Here is a 14,650-nt window from a genome sequence, read left to right as displayed (position 1 = left end):
GGACGCCCGGACCAGACCGGCCGCCAGGGACTCGGCCGCGGCGTGGTGGCCTGCGCGGACCAGGCCCTGCACAGCCATCGCCGTGTCGTGCGGCCAGATGGAGCCGATGTGGTAGCCGAGCGGGCTGTAGCCCTCGCTGTCGTCGGCGAGCGTGCGCAGGCCGAAGCCGGAGTCGAGGGCGGGACCTGCCAGACGGGCGGCGACCAGGCTGCTCTCCTCGTCGTCGAGCAGGCCGGTGCCCAGCAGATGGCCGATGTTCGAGGTCAGCGCGTCGAGGGGCTGCTTGTCGTGGCCCAGGGCGATCGCCGGGTACGGACCGTCGGCGTCCTCGACCCAGAAGCTCTCCCGGAAGCGCAGGTTGAGCCGCTGCGCCCACTCCTCCCAGCGCTCCGCGCCCGGACGGCCGAAGGCGCGCAGCAGGGCGGCACCGTTCAGCGCCGCCTCGTGCGCGTACGCCTGGACTTCGCACAGCGCGACGGGCGGCTCGGCGAGCCGCCCGTCGCGGCGGCGGACGGCGTCTCCGGAGTCCTTCCAGCCCTGGTTGGACAGACCGCGGCCGGTGCTGTCGATGTACTCCAGGAAGCCGTCGCCGTCGGCGTCCCCGAACTCCTCCATCCAGGCCAGCGCCGACTCCGCGTGCGGAAGGAGACGTTCGACCTGCTCGGGGGCCATGCCCCAGCGCCAGGCGTCGTGAAGCAGCGTCACCCACAGCGGGGTGGCGTCGACAGTTCCGTAGTAGCAAGGGGGAAGAGCGAGGTCGTCGCTCAACTTCAGCCCGTCGCGGCGGACTTCGTGCAGGATCTTGCCGGGCTGCTCCTCGGACTCCGGGGCGCTCTTGCCTCCCTGACGGCGGGCGAGCGTACGGAGTGTGCCTGCGGCCAGGTCGGTGCCCAGCGGCAGCAGCATGCGCGCGGCCAGGATCGAGTCCCGTCCGAAGAGGGTGAGGAACCAGGGCGCACCGGCGGCGAGGAAGGCGTCCTCCGGCTGCTGGGGGTCGGCCAGCAGCAGGGCTCCCAGGTCGGAGCGGGACCGGGTGAACCAGTGGTCGAGTCCGCGGTCGGCGGACCTCAGCGTGGCGCCGGCGGCCAGTGCGGCGCGGGCACGGGGAGACGCCGGACGGAAGGCGTCGCCCTGCTTGTCGTCGATGGTGCAGCGCAGGACCGTCTCCCAGCGCCCTCCGGCGGCCAGGTCGACGCAGTAGCGCAGTTCACCCGCCTCGCCGGGGACGGACACGACGCGCTCCGGTGCGGGTATGGACGTCAGCCCCACGGCGACCGGGCCGTCGGACCAGGTGAGCCCGTCGGGCCGCAGTTCGGGCGCCACGTTGGGCACGGGACGGCCGCTCTTGACGTCTTCCATGTGCGCGAGGTCGCTCGCCGCGCGCAGCACCAGGACCACGCGCACGGAGGTGCGCCCGGCGTTCACAAGGGTGAGGGTCTCGGTCAACTCGCCCGGATCCACGCTGCGTTGCCGCTCCAGCGTGACCGCAGGGTCGGGGCTGTGCTCGGCCAGTCCGCGCAGCACCGTACGGAAGGAGGCCTGCTCCGCGCTGTCGGGGCCGCCGCTGATCGCGGCGTTGGGCACCCCTTCCGCGGTGGCGGTCAGGAAGGACAGGCCGCGGCGGTCGCCGTGGTAGAACCCGTCGGGGCCGCCGCTGATCTGACCGTCCGGGCGTGAGACCGCCATGCTGGGCGCGCTGAGCGTCACGCAGGCGTCGTGCAGGAAGGGCTGGAGGCCCGCCTCGGCGTGCGGCGCGGACGTGGCGCCGGTGCCGTCATGAGCCTTGACAGTCGTGTCCACGTGGGCGCAACCTCTCAGTCATTGGATCGATCAAAACGACCCTAGCAAAGAGGTCAAGGGCCCAAATTGCCCTATTTGCACGGGAGATCGTTCCGTCCCCCTGCACCACCTCGGTCCCACCTGCCCGCACGGAGACGCCAACTCATGCCCAAAGCCCCGGCTTCGCCCTCCCCCTCGCCCGTGCCGGGCCAGGGTTCGCATCAGGGCGGGTCGGGGTCGGTCACCATGGCGATGGTGGCCCGGCGTGCGGGCGTCTCCACGCAGACCGTCTCGAACGCGCTCAACACCCCCGACCTGCTGCGCCCGGAGACCCTGGAGCGGGTCCGGCAGGCCGTGGACGAGATGGGGTACCGGCCGCACCGCGCCGCCCGCTCCCTGCGCACCCGCGCGAGCAGGCTCATCGGCTTCGGCATCGAACCGGCGGGGCCGGGCAACGTGGTCCTCGACCGCTTCCTGCACGCCCTGTCCGAGACGGCGGACGCCGCCGGCTACCGGCTGCTGCTGTTCGCCGCGCGCCCCGGCCTGCCCGGACTGGGCCCGTACGAGGAGCTGTTGAGCGAGCACGGCGTCGACGCCTTCGTGCTGAGCGGCACCGAACACGGTGACCCGAGGCAGGCCTGGCTGGAGGAGCGCGGCATCCCGTTCGTCGCGTTCGGCAGGATGTGGTGCGAACACGAAGTGGGCGACTGGGTCGACGTCGACGGCGCCGCGGGCACCGAAGCCGCCGTGGCGAAGCTGGCGTCCGAGGGCCACCGCAACATCGGATTCCTCGGCTGGCCGCCCGGCTCCGGTGTCGGCGACGACCGCGCCGCGGGCTGGCAGCGTGCCCTGCGGACGTACGACGCACTGCTGCCGGGCCACCGTGCCGACAGCGTCGAAGAGGTCGACGCGGCCACAGCCGCCGCACTGCCCCTGCTGGACGCGGGCGTGACGGCCGTGGTCGCCGCCAGCGACACCCTCGCGCTGGGCTGCCACCGGGCGATCCGGGAGCGTGGCGGTACGCCCGGCCGTGACGTGTCCGTCGTCGGCTTCGACGACTCGACGGTCGCCCCGCTCCTCAACCCCGGCCTCGCCAGCGTCGCGCAGCCGCTCGACGCGGTGGGCCGTGAGGCCATGCGGCTGCTGCTGGCCCGCATGGCCGACCCCGCGAAACCTCCCGAACGGGTGCTGCTGCCGCCCGCCCTCGTCCTGCGGGCGAGCCTCGGCAGCGCTCCCGGCTGAACCTCGGGCGCCAGCCCGTCCCGTGCCACCCCGATTCCGTCTCGACGCATCAACTTCCCCTGGAGGCCCGCATGTTCCGCCGATCCACCGTGGCAGTCACCGCGTGCGCGGTGCTGGTCACCACCGCGACAGCCTGTTCGTCCGGCTTCGACAAGAGCAAGAACGGACCCGAGCAGGACAGCGCCAAGAAGCAGTCGCTGCGCGTACTCATAGCGACCTCCGGCGACGCCGAGACCAAGGCCGTGAAGAAGGCCACGGCAGCCTGGGAGAAGAAGTCCGGGCACAAGGTCACCGTGCAGCTCGCCAAGGACATGGACCAGCAGCTCGCCCAGGCCTTCGCGGGGAACCGCCCGCCGGACGCCTTCTACGTCAACTCCGACCAGTTCGCCAACTACGCCAAGGGCGGCTCGCTCTACGCGTACGGCGACAAGGTCCCCGACGCGGACGACTTCGCTCCGCAGCTGCGCAAGGCCTTCACCTACAAGGGCAAGCTGGTCTGCCTCCCCAAGGACTCCTCGACTCTCGGCCTGGCCGTCGACACGGACAAGTGGAAGAAGGCCGGGCTGACGGAGAAGGACTACCCCACCACCTGGGAAGAGCTGGAGAAGACCGCGGACAAGCTCACCTCGGGGAAGACGACGGGCCTGGTCACCACCAACGAGTACCAGCGGCTCGGCGCCTTCATGAAGCAGTCCGGCGGCTGGATCACCGACCGCAACGAGACGAAGATGACCGCGGACAGCAAGGAGAACGCCGAGGGCCTGGGCTTCGCCAAGAAGATGCTGAAGTCCGGCTCGATGAAGTTCGCCAAGCAGGTGGACACCGGCTGGGCCGGTGAGGCGCTGGGCAAGGGCAAGGCAGCCATGATCATCGAGGGCAACTGGCTGCAGGGCGCGATGAAGCTGGACTTCCCGGACGTCGACTACAAGATCGTCCCGCTGCCCGCAGGCCCGGCCGGCAAGGGCACGCTCGCCTTCAGCAACTGCTGGGGCGTGGCGAAGGAGAGCACCCACCAGAAGGCAGCCGTCGACCTGGTGCGTCATCTGACCTCGGCGAAGGAGCAGTTGGCCTCGTCCGACGCGGTCGGCGTCATGCCCTCCCGGGAGAGCGTGATGGACGACTTCGCGAAGGAGCACCCGGAGTCCAAGGCGTGGGTCGAGGGCAACGAATACGCCCAGGGCCCGGTCACCGTCCCCGGATTCACCAAGGTCCTGGACCAGTTCAACGCGGACCTTCAGGGCCTGAGCACGGGCGACCCCGCCAAGATCCTCTCCACGCTGCAGCGCAACGGCGAGCAGGCCATCAAGAAGGGCAACTGACCGCGCATGTCCACCTCTGTGACCGAGCGTCCGGCGCCGCCGCCACTCCCGCGGCGGCCCGGACGGCCCGGGCGCCCAGGATCCCGCACGACGCGGGGCCGCGAAGGACTGTGGGGCTGGCTGTTCGTCAGCCCCATGGTCCTGGGGCTCGGGCTCTTCATGGCGCTCCCGATCCTCATGGCCGCCTGGGTCAGCCTGCTCAACTGGGACGGGCAGTCCAACCCGTTCACGCCTGACGCCGACTTCGTCGGGCTGCAGAACTACCAGAGCCTCCTCGCCGAGGACGGCCTCGCTCGCTCGCTGCTGGCCACATCGCTGCGCAACAACCTGTACTACGTGCTGCTGACGGTGCCGTTGCAGACGGGCCTCGCGCTGACCCTGGCGATCATCGTCAACCAGCGCATGCTGCGCGGCCGCAGCATGCTGCGCACGACGTTCTACTTCCCCTCCGTGACCAGCTCCATCGCCGTGTGCACGGTCTTCCTCTTCCTCTTCCAGGGCAGCGGAGCCGTCAACCAACTGCTGAGCTGGGTCGGGGTGAAGGGACCGAACTGGTTCCAGGACTCACGGGGCGTGCTGTGGGTGCTTCTCGACGCACTCGGCATCGTCGACGGCAAGCCCGGGGGCGTGCTCGCCGAACACACCATGATGGGGCTGCCGTTCTCCGAGTGGCTGGCCGGACCGTCGGTGGCGATGTGCACCCTCATCGTGCTGGCCGTGTGGACGACGTCGGGCACCTTCATGCTCATCTTCCTCGCGGCGCTCCAGGACATCCCCCGCGAACTGGAGGAGGCGGCTGCGCTGGACGGGGCGGGCCGCAGGCACATCCTGCGCCACGTGCTGCTGCCGGCCCTGCGCCCGGTGATGTTCCTCGTCACGACGCTCGGCCTGATCGGCACCTGGCAGGTCTTCGACCAGGTGTACGTGCTGGGGCAGGGCGAACCCGCCAACACCACGCTCACGCCCGCGTTCCTCTCCTACTCCTACGGTTTCGACAACGCGGAGTTCGGCCAGGGAGCGGCGATCTCGTTCATCCTGCTGGGAATCGTGCTGCTGATGACGGGAGTTCAGCGCTGGTTCCTGCGCGAGCGCGGCGCACGCAATCCGCTGGCGAAGCTGAGGAAGGGGGCACGCGGTGCGCAGGACTGATCCCTCACCGACGGCCACGGACGAGCGGCCGGTTCTGGCACGCGTGCCTCGTCCCGCACGGCTGGCCGGCTACGCGCTGCTGATCGGCTTCGCCCTGCTGTACGCGCTGCCGTTCCTCGTCCAGTTGTCGACGAGCTTCAAGACCGACCCGGAGGCCGCCTCCAACCCGCTGTCGCTGCTGCCGCAGGCGCCCACGACCGCCGTCTTCGAGCAGCTCACCGGGTCCGGTGACACGGGGAAGGACGTGCCGTTCCTGCGCTGGCTGAGCAACAGCGCGCTGGTGACGGTGGTGGTGACCCTGGGCCGGGTCCTGTTCGACTCGGCTGCCGGGTACGCGCTGGCGCGGCTGCGCTTCCGCGGGCGTGCCGTGCTGGTCACCTTCGTCATCGCCGTGATGGCCGTACCGCCGGTCGTGCTGCTCATCCCGAAGTTCCTCGTGCTCAACACCCTTGGAATCTTCGACACTTACACCGGAATGATCGTGCCGCTGCTCTTCGACGCGGCCGGCATCTTCATCATGAAGCAGTTCTTCGAGTCCATTCCGCGCGAGGTCGAGGAGGCCGCGAGGATCGACGGCGCGGGCGTGGGGCGGATCTTCTGGTACGTGGTGCTGCCGATGTCACGGCCGGCCCTGATCACGGTGACGCTGCTGTCGTTCCAGGGCTCGTGGAACGAGTTCACGCACTTCCTGGTGGCCACCCAGTCCAGCGACTACGAGACCCTGACGACCGGTCTCGCCCGCTTCGTCTCGGGCGGCCTGGGCGCCGGCACGCAGTATCCGCTGAAGCTGGGCGCCGCCCTGCTCTCCACGATCCCGGTGGCGGTGCTGTTCTTCTGCTTCCAGCGCTACTTCATCCGCGGCGCGAATGCGGGTTCCGTGAAGTAGCCACGAGAGCACACGCGAAGCGCTCTCGGTCCGTCTCGACGGGCCGGGAGCGCTTCGTTCATGACCAACGGGCCGGTGGACGGCCCGAGTTGAATCAGTCGGTCAGGTTGTTCGGACGGTAGGGCTTGTACTCGCTGCCCGCGTCCAGGCCGTAGTCGAGAACCCGGTGGTCGGTTCCGTGGCCGCCGCGCTGCTCGAAGGCCGAGTAGGCGGTGTGCGAGTCGTCGGTCCAGCCCTCGAAGATCACCACGTGGCGCGTGGTGTTGGAGCCGTCCGCATCGATGAGCAGGTCGCCGGGCTTGAGGTCGCCCAGGTTGATCGGGGTGGTCAGATCCCGGTTGCCCGCCAGCTCGACGGTGTTGGGTCCGGACTTCCACAGGCCCAGCGTCATGGAGACGTAGCCGGAGCAGTCCTGCCGGTACCCGTCCGACCAGACCGCGGTCTGGCTGTAGGGAACCTGCGCACCGTTGTCGGCGGTGAGCCAGGTGCCCGCGCGCTCCAGCATCTGGGCGCGCGTGACGGCATCGGCCTTGGTGCTCTTGTCACTCTTCGCCGCGACCGTGGCGGGCTTCTCCGCGGGGGTCGCCGTCGCGGTGGACGGCAGGACCGCGAACCCCAGCACGGCCGCGCTGCCGGCGGCGACGGCGGCCAGCGACAGGCGCGCACGCCGGTTGAGGGATGTAAGAGACATCTCGTTGTCCTTCAGGTGGGGGGAAGGTCTGGCCTGCCCTCCGGGCAACGCCCAGAAGGCAGGCACATCCTGGTGCCGCCCTCCTTGAGATCGCCGCCCCCGCGTGGGGACCTTCACTTGATGGGCACAAGCGGAGTTGGACATCCGAGGAGAAGTGACTTCTTGTGCAGACAGGGTCGGGGTGCGGATTTCGAAGGTGCGCCCATTGAAGGCGGGAGTCCTCAACCCGCCGCGGGAAGCTGGTCCCTCACGACGTCAGCGTCTTCACGGAGACCTGCCACAGACGCTCCGCGGCCTGCGGGTCGAGGGCGTGCTCGGCGACGCCGCGGGGCGATCCGGGCTCGGCGACCGGCGCCTGGTTGCAGTCCTCGAAGTAACGGCCGCCCACCCCTTCAAGGAGGGAGGACGTGGCGACCAGCACGGAGGTGGCGGCACCCTGCTCGGGCGTCTTCCACGCCGGTGCGTCCGCGCCCGCCTTCTCGCGCTGCCTGCTGATCTCGTCCTCGCTGACGTGACGCTGCAGCCGTGTCTGAACGGCGCCCGGCATCAGGGAGTTGACGGCGATGCCGTCGCTCTCCCAGCGCTTCCACGCCTCCACGGCGAACAGGACGTTGGCGGTCTTGGACTGCGCGTACGCCGACCACGGCTCGTACGCCCTATGCTCGAAGTGGATGTCTTCGAAGACGACCGGCGACCGCAGATGAGCGCTCGAACTGACCGACACCACTCGCGCCCCGCCCGCCTCCGAGAGCGCCCGGTGCAGCCCCACGGCGAGCGCGAAGTGGCCCAGATGGTTCGTGGCGAACTGCATCTCCCAGCCCTCGGGTGTACGCATCTCGGGCGACGCCATGAGCCCCGCGTTGTTGACCAGGATGTGCAGGGGGCCTTCCCACTCGGCGATGAACGCCGCGACGGACTTGCGGTCGGAGAGGTCCAGCGGTGCCACGTGCACCAGCTTGCTCCCCGTGGTCCCGCTGATCTCCTCGGCCGTACGCTGCCCCGCCTCGGTGTCCCGGACGGCGAGAGTCACCTCCGCCCCGGCACCGGCAAGGGCACGGGCCGTCTCCACGCCGATTCCTGAGGCCCCGCCCGTGACGACTGCGTGGCGGCCGGTCAGGTCGATACCCCCGATGACCTCCTCGGCGGTGGAGTCGGCGGTGAAGGGCGTGCTGATGGGGGCGCTGTCCGTCATGGTCTGTCCTGTCTCGCGCGGCGGTGCGGGGTGGGAGACCCGCCCGGTACGTACGAGGCGCAAGGAGGGAGCCTCCACTACGGCCACTTCACCGGAGCGCCCTCCCTTCATCAAGGTGCCCCGCCGGTCTCCTCCGCCTGCCGCGCCCCGGCTGCCGGCCCGGATGCTTGTCCCCGCACCTCCGGCCGTGAGCTCGGCCCCCTCTTCAGCCGCCGTCCTGGACGACGAGACAGGTGGTGGTGGCGTGGGCGATCAGCTTCCCCTGCTCGTCCAGCACCCTGCCCTCCGCTGTCGCGGTACGGCGGCCGGCGTGGATGACGGTGCCTTCGGCGGTGAGGGTCTGTCCGTCGGTCCGGGCTGCACGGATGTAGTTGACCTTGAGTTCGAGGGTCGTGTAACCGACACCGGCGGGAAGGGTGGTGTGGACGGCGCACCCCATGGCGGAGTCCAGAAGCGTGGCGGCGATCCCGCCGTGGACGCTGCCCAGCGGATTGGCGAAGTCCGCACGGGTGTCGAGGGAGACGACGACGCGGCCGTGTTCCACCTCGTCGAAGCGCATGCCGAGCAGCCGCCCTATGGACGGGACTTCGGCGGGCCGCTCACGCTGGACCCAGCGCATCACTTCCAGGCCGGTCATCGCGGCGGGGTCGGTGAGGGACACGGTCGTTCTCCTTGCTCGTGGTGCGTCCGTTCTGTGGCCCGGGGAGGCGGAGACCGTAAGGTGCGCCGACGGAGCCCTGGCACCGGGGGCAGGGCGGTTCAGCCGAGGGGGTCGGTGCTGTCGCGGAGGGTGGCAAGGGCCGTGGCGTACATGCGGGCCTTGATGGTGCCGAGTGTGTCACCCGCCTTGTCCACCAGGGCCTGGGCGGTCGCGACGGCCGTGGAGCGGACGGCGTCCTCGGCGGCCGCTTCGTCGACGATGCCGGCGGCCGCGGCGTCCGCGCCGCCGTACCGGTGGGCCGTGAGCATGGCTTCGTGCGCGGTCTGCGGTGCCAGCCGGGCCTGGATGAGGGCGGACATGCCGGGCGTGAAGGGGATGTTGATGTCCACCTCGGGGAGGCACCAGTAGCCGCGGTCGGCGCGCATGACGCGGAAGTCGTGGGCGAGGGAGAACATCGCTCCGGCGGCGAAGGTGTGCCCTTGAAGCGCCGCCACGGTGATCACCGGCAGGGACAGCACGCGCGCGAAGAGCTCGTGGACGGAGACGACGTAGTCCCGGTGCTGGTCGGCGTGGGCGAGCAGCCACTCCAGATCCAGGCCGTTGGAGTAGAACTTGCCCGTTGCGGCGGTCACCAGGGCCCGCGGCCCCTCCGCCTTCTCCACCTCGTCCAGCGCGGCGTTGACGGAGGCGATCCAGTCGGGGTGGAAACGGTTCTCCCCGTCTCCGAGGTCGAGGACGAAGACGTCGTCGTGGCGCTCGAGTGTCGGCATGGCAGTCCTCCGGCGGGCGGGATCAGGGGGTGGTGGCGCGTCACGGTCGCGGATCGGGTCCGGCCCGGTCGGGAAGGGTGTGGGCGAGCAGCTCGTGGATCTCGGCGGCGGCCGCTTCGATCGGGGCGGCGGCGCTGAGGATCATCCGGTCGCGGCTGCCGCTCCTGCGCGGGCTCATGCGCCCGCCGCTCGGCGGACGCACAGCCGTCCGCGGCCGACGTCAGTGATCGAAAGCCCGGCCATACGCGGTGCCGCCTTCCCGGCCCCGGCAATGCGAGGCACCCAAAGAGCTACTCATAGGTAACTTAAGGTCCATGGCGCAGGCCACGCAAGGGGTCTTCGCCCACCGTCCCGCTCCGGCTGAACGGGCCCGCCCGCACCCGCCGGGGCGTGGCGGGCGCAGGCTCGAGTTGCCGGAAGTCACGCCGGTGAGAGCCTTGAAGGACAGGCTCATCGCCCCTCACAGGTCTGCCGTCGAGCCGTCGGCGTCCTGGTCGGCACACACACGAAGGCCGCCGGTCCTGAGGCGAGGCTGTCACCGGGCCACGAGAGCACCGCACGAACTCGTGGGCGCCGGGGACGGCCGACCACCACCCCGACGGGAGCTGATCATGACGACGACGCACGCGACGCGTACCGCGCACGGCACGGCCACCCGAACCGCCCCCATGACGTCACCGCTGGCCATCTATCTCAACGACCATCTGATGGGGGCGACAAGCGGCAGCGAGCTGGCCCGGCGCATCGCCAAGCAGCACGCGATGTCGGCAGCGGGGCAGACACTCGTCCGTATCGCCGACGAGGTCGCCCAGGACCGTGCCTCACTGCTGCGGATCATGGGCGAGCTCGGCGTCCCCGCGCGGCGTTACAAGGTCGCCGCCGGGTGGATGGCGGAGAAGGCGGGGCGGGCGAAGACCAACGGCTTCCTCGTGCGCCGCTCACCGCTGAGCAGCGTGATCGAGCTGGAGACCCTGCGGCTGGGCATCGAGGGCAAGCGTCTGATGTGGCAGGGGCTTCTCTCGCTGAGCACGATCGCGCCTCAAGACGGCCTGGACGCGGAGCTGTTGACGAAGTTGCTGCAGCGCGCCGAGGACCAGGCGGAGGTCATCGAGGAACTCCGGCTCCGTGCGGCCTCGGACGTGCTCAAGCCTGCCTGACCGGCACGGACCGGCGCGTCCGAGAAGGGGCGCGCGAGGCGCGACGGGAACACCTCTCGTCGAAGCCGTTCATCTCACCTGCTGAAACGTGCCCTTGTGGGGGTTGAACCCCGCGGTGCCGCTCGCCCACAATGCGACACATGACAGCTGCTGCCGACATCCTCGTGGTGCGACTCCACGTCGATCTGTGTCGCCAGTCCAGCGCGACCTGTCACAGCTGACGCTCTCCGCGAGCGCTTCCGACGCTCGCGATCTCACCCCTTCCGCGGCTTCACGCCGTAGCGACCCGTGCCGTTCGCCGGGCTCTGCCATTCCGCACGCCTGAGTGAGCCCCCCCGGGGCTCGATTCGGCATGCCTTCAGTCGCCGGCCTCCGCCGCCGACCCCGTTTCCCCTTCCCTGTCCTGGAGTTCGCGTGTCTCCCGTCGCCCCTGCCAGTTCCTCCTCGTCCCCGTTGACCTTCCACTGGTTCCTCCCCACGACCGGCGACAGCCGCCACATCGTCGGCGGCGGCCACGGGTCGGTCCCCGGCTCCGCGGGCGGCGACCGCCCCGCGTCGGTGGAGTACCTCGGCCAGATCGCCCGTACAGCCGAGCAGTTGGGCTTCGTGGGCGCGCTCACCCCGACCGGGGCGTGGTGCGAGGACGCCTGGCTCACCACCGCCATGCTCACGCAGGTGACCGAGCGGCTGAAGTTCCTGGTGGCCTTCCGACCCGGTCAGATCAGCCCCACCCTCTCCGCGCAGATGGCCGCGACATATCAACGGCAGTCACACGGACGGCTGTTGCTCAACGTCGTCACGGGCGGGGAGTCGGCGGAGCAGCGCGCGTACGGCGACTTCCTCGACAAGGACCAGCGCTATGCGCGCACAGGCGAGTTCCTCGACATCGTGCGGCGGCTGTGGACCGGCGAGAAGGTCGACCACCACGGCGAGCATCTGCGGGTGGAGGGCGCCCAGCTGAACCGGTTGCCCGAACCCGCGCCGCAGGTCTACTTCGGCGGCTCCTCCCCCGCCGCCGGCGAGGTGGCGTCCCGCTACACGGACGTCTACCTCACCTGGGGCGAGCCGCCGCAGCAGGTGAAGCAGAAGATCGACTGGATCCGTTCCCTGGCCACGGCGCAGGGGCGGGAGGTGCGCTTCGGCATCCGGCTGCACACCATCAGCCGCGACACCTCCGCCCAGGCGTGGGCGGAGGCGGAACGGCTCCTGGAGGGCATGGACCCCGAGCGCGTCAGGGCCGTCCAACAGGGTCTGGCCGGCAGCGAGTCGGAGGGGCAGCGCCGGATGCGGGAGCTGCACGGCAGCGGCACCAGCGACCGGCTCGAGGTCTACCCCAACCTGTGGGCGGGTGTCGGGCTCGTACGGGGCGGCGCCGGCACCGCGCTCGTGGGCAGCCACACCGAGGTCGCGGACCTGATCGAGGAGTACCACCAGCTCGGCATCGGTGAGTTCATCCTGTCCGGGGTGCCGCACCTGGAGGAGGCCTACTGGTTCGGCGAGGGCGTGCTGCCGCTGCTGGAGCGGCGAGGACTGTGGCAGCATCCCGAGGGCCCCCGCACGGCGGAGGCGGGCATCGTCCCGTTCGCGGGCCGTTGAGCGCGGAGCAGCCGGTGGCACCGGCTTCCGCGGAAGTGCCCACCACCGAGCCCCGCCGGCTGAAGACCGTGGTGCTCTCCAGTCTGCTGGGCACGACGGTCGAGTGGTACGACTTCTTCCTCTACAGCACGGCCGCCGGGCTGGTCTTCGGCGAACTGTTCTTCCCCACGACGAACGGCACGGTCGGCACCATGCTGGCGTTCGCCACGTTCGCCGTGGGCTTCCTCGCCCGCCCCGTGGGCGGTCTGCTCTTCGGGCACATCGGCGACCGGATCGGACGCAAGCGCACGCTCGCCTTCACCATGAGCCTGATGGGCGTCTCCACCGCCCTGATCGGCGTGCTGCCGACGTACGAACAGGTCGGAATCCTCGCCCCCGCGCTGCTGTTGGTCCTGCGGATCGCGCAGGGCGTCGCGCTCGGCGGCGAATGGGCCGGTGCCGTACTGCTGGCCGTGGAGCACGGGCCGTACGGCCGCAAGGGCAGGTTCGGCAGCTACCCGCAGATCGGTCTGGCGCTCGGACTCGCCCTGGGCACAGGCGCGTTCGCGCTGCTGAGCAACGTACTCAGCGAAGAGGCGTTCCTGGGCTACGGATGGCGCGCGGCCTTCCTCGTCTCCCTCGTGCTCGTGGCGGTCGGCCTGACCGTGCGGCTGAAGATCGACGAGACACCCGCCTTCCGTGTCGTCCGGCAGCTGCGTCAACTCCCGCAGTCCGCCCCCCTGGTGGAGCTCCTGCGTGAGCGGTCGTCGCGGCGGCACGTCCTTCTCGGGATGCTGGCCCGCTGGGGTGAGGGCGCGGCGTTCAACACCTGGGGCGTCTTCGCGATCACCTACGCGACCACGACGCTGAAGCTGGACCGCACCTCGGTGCTGCTGGCCGTGACGGCCGCCGCGATCGTGATGGCGGTGGCCATCCCCGTCTCGGGTGAGCTGACCGACCGCCGGGGCGCGCGCGACGTGTACCTCGTGGGCATGGGCCTGTTCGCCTTCTCCGTCTTCCCCGCCTTCTGGCTCTTCGGCACGGGCGGGATCTGGGGGTTCGCCACGGCTCTCGTGGTCACCCTCGGACTCGTCCACGCGTACTTCTACGGGGCCCAAGGGACGCTGTTCGCCTCGTTGTTCGCCACTCAGGTCCGCTATACGGGGATGTCGTTCGTCTATCAGATGTCGGGCATCTTCGCCTCCGGCGTCACACCGCTGATCATGACCGCGCTTCTCGCCCTCGGCGGCGGCACTCCGTGGGCGGCGTGCGGCTACCTGGTGTTCACCGCACTGGTGAGCATGTGGGCCACAACTCGGCTTCGGCACAAGGAACTTCACGTCGCCACCGGCCGCCCCCGCCTCACGGAGCCCCGGTCGGAGTGGACGCCGCCGAAGGAGCCCGTACCGGCGTCGGCAGGCCGGCGGGCGCACACCGGCCCGCAGTGAGCCCCGCACGGATCCCGCACCACGACCAACACCGCGACAGCCACCGCCACGCGCAGAATCACAAGGAGATCCCTCAGATGCCCAACGTCCTCACCCTCTCCGGCAGTCCCTCCGCCCGCTCCCGCACGGCCTCCCTCGTACGGCACGTCGGCGAACTGCTCGCGGACGAGAGCCACGACGTGCGCCATGTCGCCGTACGCGATCTGCCTCCGGAACCGCTGCTGTCGGCCGACGCCGCCCATCCGGCGATCCGGGAGGTGATCGATGCCATCGCGTGGGCCGACGCGCTCGTCGTGGGCACCCCCGTCTACAAGGCCGCCTACAGCGGGCTGCTCAAGACGCTGCTCGACCTGCTGCCGCAGTTCGCACTCGCGGGTAAGACGGTCCTTCCGCTGGCGACGGGCGGCAGCGCCGCGCATGTCCTGGCCATCGACTACGCGTTGCGGCCCGTCCTGACCTCGCTGGGTACGGACAGTGTCCTGCGGGGCTGGTTCGTGCTCGACCGGCACGTCTCAACGGACGCCGAGGGCCGCGGAGTTGTCGCCGCCGAGGCGGCGGAGGGCGTCTCGGAGACGGTCGACCGCCTCATCGAAAGCCTCTCCGCACCGGCCCGCCCGCCACGCGGACTGGCCACCGCGGTCTGAGCGGGCCGGCGGCAACTCCGTTGCGCGGAGAGCCGGTTCTCGCGACGCTCGCTCCATGGTGAACGCCGCGCACGTCCTCACCGTCGGTTCAGCCCGTGGACGGCCGGTCCCCTCCCCGTGAAGGAGGCGGGGGCGGC

At 70.4% G+C, this 14,650-nt stretch carries 15 protein-coding genes; 9 read left to right on the top strand and 6 right to left on the bottom strand.

Features of this window, described 5'->3' with window-relative positions; all coding sequences use genetic code 11:
• On the bottom strand, positions 1-1,800 hold a 1,800-nt coding region (locus H5J26_RS20450), incomplete at its 3' end, for a glycogen debranching N-terminal domain-containing protein (protein WP_309238000.1).
• A gap of 144 nt (positions 1,801-1,944) precedes the next feature.
• On the opposite strand from H5J26_RS20450, the gene H5J26_RS20445 reads away from it, so the two are divergent.
• From H5J26_RS20445 to H5J26_RS20430, 4 genes are all read left to right on the top strand, one after another.
• The gene (locus H5J26_RS20445) at positions 1,945-3,021 is read left to right on the top strand and encodes a LacI family DNA-binding transcriptional regulator (protein WP_181767363.1); all 1,077 of its coding nucleotides are present in this window, start codon (positions 1,945-1,947) and stop codon (positions 3,019-3,021) included.
• 71 nt (positions 3,022-3,092) lie between these two features.
• Positions 3,093-4,340 (top strand): sugar ABC transporter substrate-binding protein, encoded by a 1,248-nt coding sequence (locus H5J26_RS20440; RefSeq protein ID WP_181767362.1) that lies wholly within the window; start codon positions 3,093-3,095, stop codon positions 4,338-4,340.
• 6 nt (positions 4,341-4,346) lie between these two features.
• Positions 4,347-5,489, top strand: a complete 1,143-nt coding sequence (locus H5J26_RS20435) for a carbohydrate ABC transporter permease (RefSeq protein WP_235980856.1) — start codon at positions 4,347-4,349, stop codon at positions 5,487-5,489.
• A complete protein-coding gene (locus H5J26_RS20430; RefSeq protein ID WP_181767361.1) occupies positions 5,476-6,375 on the top strand; it encodes a carbohydrate ABC transporter permease in 900 nt (299 codons plus the stop codon). The genes H5J26_RS20435 and H5J26_RS20430 overlap by 14 nt, the downstream gene beginning before the upstream one ends.
• Positions 6,376-6,469: 94 nt before the next feature.
• On the opposite strand, the gene H5J26_RS20425 is transcribed toward H5J26_RS20430, so the two are convergent.
• The 5 genes from H5J26_RS20425 to H5J26_RS31580 all read right to left on the bottom strand — a co-directional run bounded on the left by H5J26_RS20425 (position 6,470) and on the right by H5J26_RS31580 (position 9,867).
• Positions 6,470-7,066, bottom strand: coding sequence for a hypothetical protein (locus H5J26_RS20425; protein ID WP_181767360.1), 597 nt, complete (start codon positions 7,064-7,066; stop codon positions 6,470-6,472).
• Positions 7,067-7,313: 247 nt separating this feature from the next.
• Positions 7,314-8,258, bottom strand: a complete 945-nt coding sequence (locus H5J26_RS20420) for an SDR family NAD(P)-dependent oxidoreductase (protein WP_181767359.1) — start codon at positions 8,256-8,258, stop codon at positions 7,314-7,316.
• A gap of 205 nt (positions 8,259-8,463) precedes the next feature.
• Positions 8,464-8,919: a PaaI family thioesterase gene (locus tag H5J26_RS20415; protein WP_309237999.1), complete on the bottom strand. Its 456-nt coding sequence runs from the start codon at positions 8,917-8,919 to the stop codon at positions 8,464-8,466.
• Positions 8,920-9,017: 98 nt separating this feature from the next.
• Complete coding sequence (locus H5J26_RS20410; protein WP_181767358.1) at positions 9,018-9,689, bottom strand: enoyl-CoA hydratase-related protein; 672 nt, start codon at positions 9,687-9,689, stop codon at positions 9,018-9,020.
• A 40-nt stretch (positions 9,690-9,729) separates the two neighbouring features.
• Complete coding sequence (locus H5J26_RS31580) at positions 9,730-9,867, bottom strand: hypothetical protein (RefSeq protein ID WP_235980855.1); 138 nt, start codon at positions 9,865-9,867, stop codon at positions 9,730-9,732.
• Positions 9,868-10,300: 433 nt separating this feature from the next.
• On the opposite strand from H5J26_RS31580, the gene H5J26_RS20400 reads away from it, so the two are divergent.
• From H5J26_RS20400 to ssuE, 5 genes are all read left to right on the top strand, one after another.
• Positions 10,301-10,846 carry a hypothetical protein gene (locus tag H5J26_RS20400; protein WP_235980854.1) on the top strand — a complete coding sequence of 182 codons (546 nt, stop codon included), beginning with the start codon at positions 10,301-10,303 and terminating at the stop codon, positions 10,844-10,846.
• A 131-nt stretch (positions 10,847-10,977) separates the two neighbouring features.
• On the top strand, positions 10,978-11,067 hold the full coding sequence (locus H5J26_RS32455; protein ID WP_419183827.1) for a putative leader peptide: 90 nt from the start codon (positions 10,978-10,980) through the stop codon (positions 11,065-11,067).
• A 193-nt stretch (positions 11,068-11,260) separates the two neighbouring features.
• Complete coding sequence (locus H5J26_RS20395; RefSeq protein ID WP_309237998.1) at positions 11,261-12,442, top strand: LLM class flavin-dependent oxidoreductase; 1,182 nt, start codon at positions 11,261-11,263, stop codon at positions 12,440-12,442.
• Positions 12,443-12,456: 14 nt separating this feature from the next.
• Positions 12,457-13,869: an MFS transporter gene (locus tag H5J26_RS20390; protein WP_309237997.1), complete on the top strand. Its 1,413-nt coding sequence runs from the start codon at positions 12,457-12,459 to the stop codon at positions 13,867-13,869.
• A 77-nt stretch (positions 13,870-13,946) separates the two neighbouring features.
• Positions 13,947-14,513: an NADPH-dependent FMN reductase gene (gene ssuE, locus H5J26_RS20385; RefSeq protein ID WP_181767357.1), complete on the top strand. Its 567-nt coding sequence runs from the start codon at positions 13,947-13,949 to the stop codon at positions 14,511-14,513.
• Positions 14,514-14,650: the final 137 nt, after the last annotated feature.

Source organism: Streptomyces albidus (ex Kaewkla and Franco 2022) (assembly GCF_013870515.1).
GTDB lineage: Bacteria > Actinomycetota > Actinomycetes > Streptomycetales > Streptomycetaceae > Streptomyces > Streptomyces albidus.
The sequence above is the reverse complement of the archived record's forward strand: the minus strand, read 5'-3'. Positions and strand labels throughout refer to the sequence as shown.

Excerpts from the sequence above, each read along its gene's own strand:
- H5J26_RS31580 (WP_235980855.1), bottom strand. The coding sequence starts at position 9,867 with ATGAGCCCGCGCAGGAGCGGCAGCCGCGACCGGATGATCCTCAGCGCC.
- H5J26_RS32455 (WP_419183827.1), top strand. The coding sequence starts at position 10,978 with ATGCGACACATGACAGCTGCTGCCGACATCCTCGTGGTGCGACTCCAC.
- H5J26_RS20435 (WP_235980856.1), top strand. The coding sequence starts at position 4,347 with ATGTCCACCTCTGTGACCGAGCGTCCGGCGCCGCCGCCACTCCCGCGG.
- H5J26_RS20445 (WP_181767363.1), top strand. The coding sequence starts at position 1,945 with ATGCCCAAAGCCCCGGCTTCGCCCTCCCCCTCGCCCGTGCCGGGCCAG.
- H5J26_RS20420 (WP_181767359.1), bottom strand. The coding sequence starts at position 8,258 with ATGACGGACAGCGCCCCCATCAGCACGCCCTTCACCGCCGACTCCACC.
- H5J26_RS20440 (WP_181767362.1), top strand. The coding sequence starts at position 3,093 with ATGTTCCGCCGATCCACCGTGGCAGTCACCGCGTGCGCGGTGCTGGTC.
- ssuE (WP_181767357.1), top strand. The coding sequence starts at position 13,947 with ATGCCCAACGTCCTCACCCTCTCCGGCAGTCCCTCCGCCCGCTCCCGC.
- H5J26_RS20425 (WP_181767360.1), bottom strand. The coding sequence starts at position 7,066 with ATGTCTCTTACATCCCTCAACCGGCGTGCGCGCCTGTCGCTGGCCGCC.
- H5J26_RS20410 (WP_181767358.1), bottom strand. The coding sequence starts at position 9,689 with ATGCCGACACTCGAGCGCCACGACGACGTCTTCGTCCTCGACCTCGGA.
- H5J26_RS20400 (WP_235980854.1), top strand. The coding sequence starts at position 10,301 with ATGACGACGACGCACGCGACGCGTACCGCGCACGGCACGGCCACCCGA.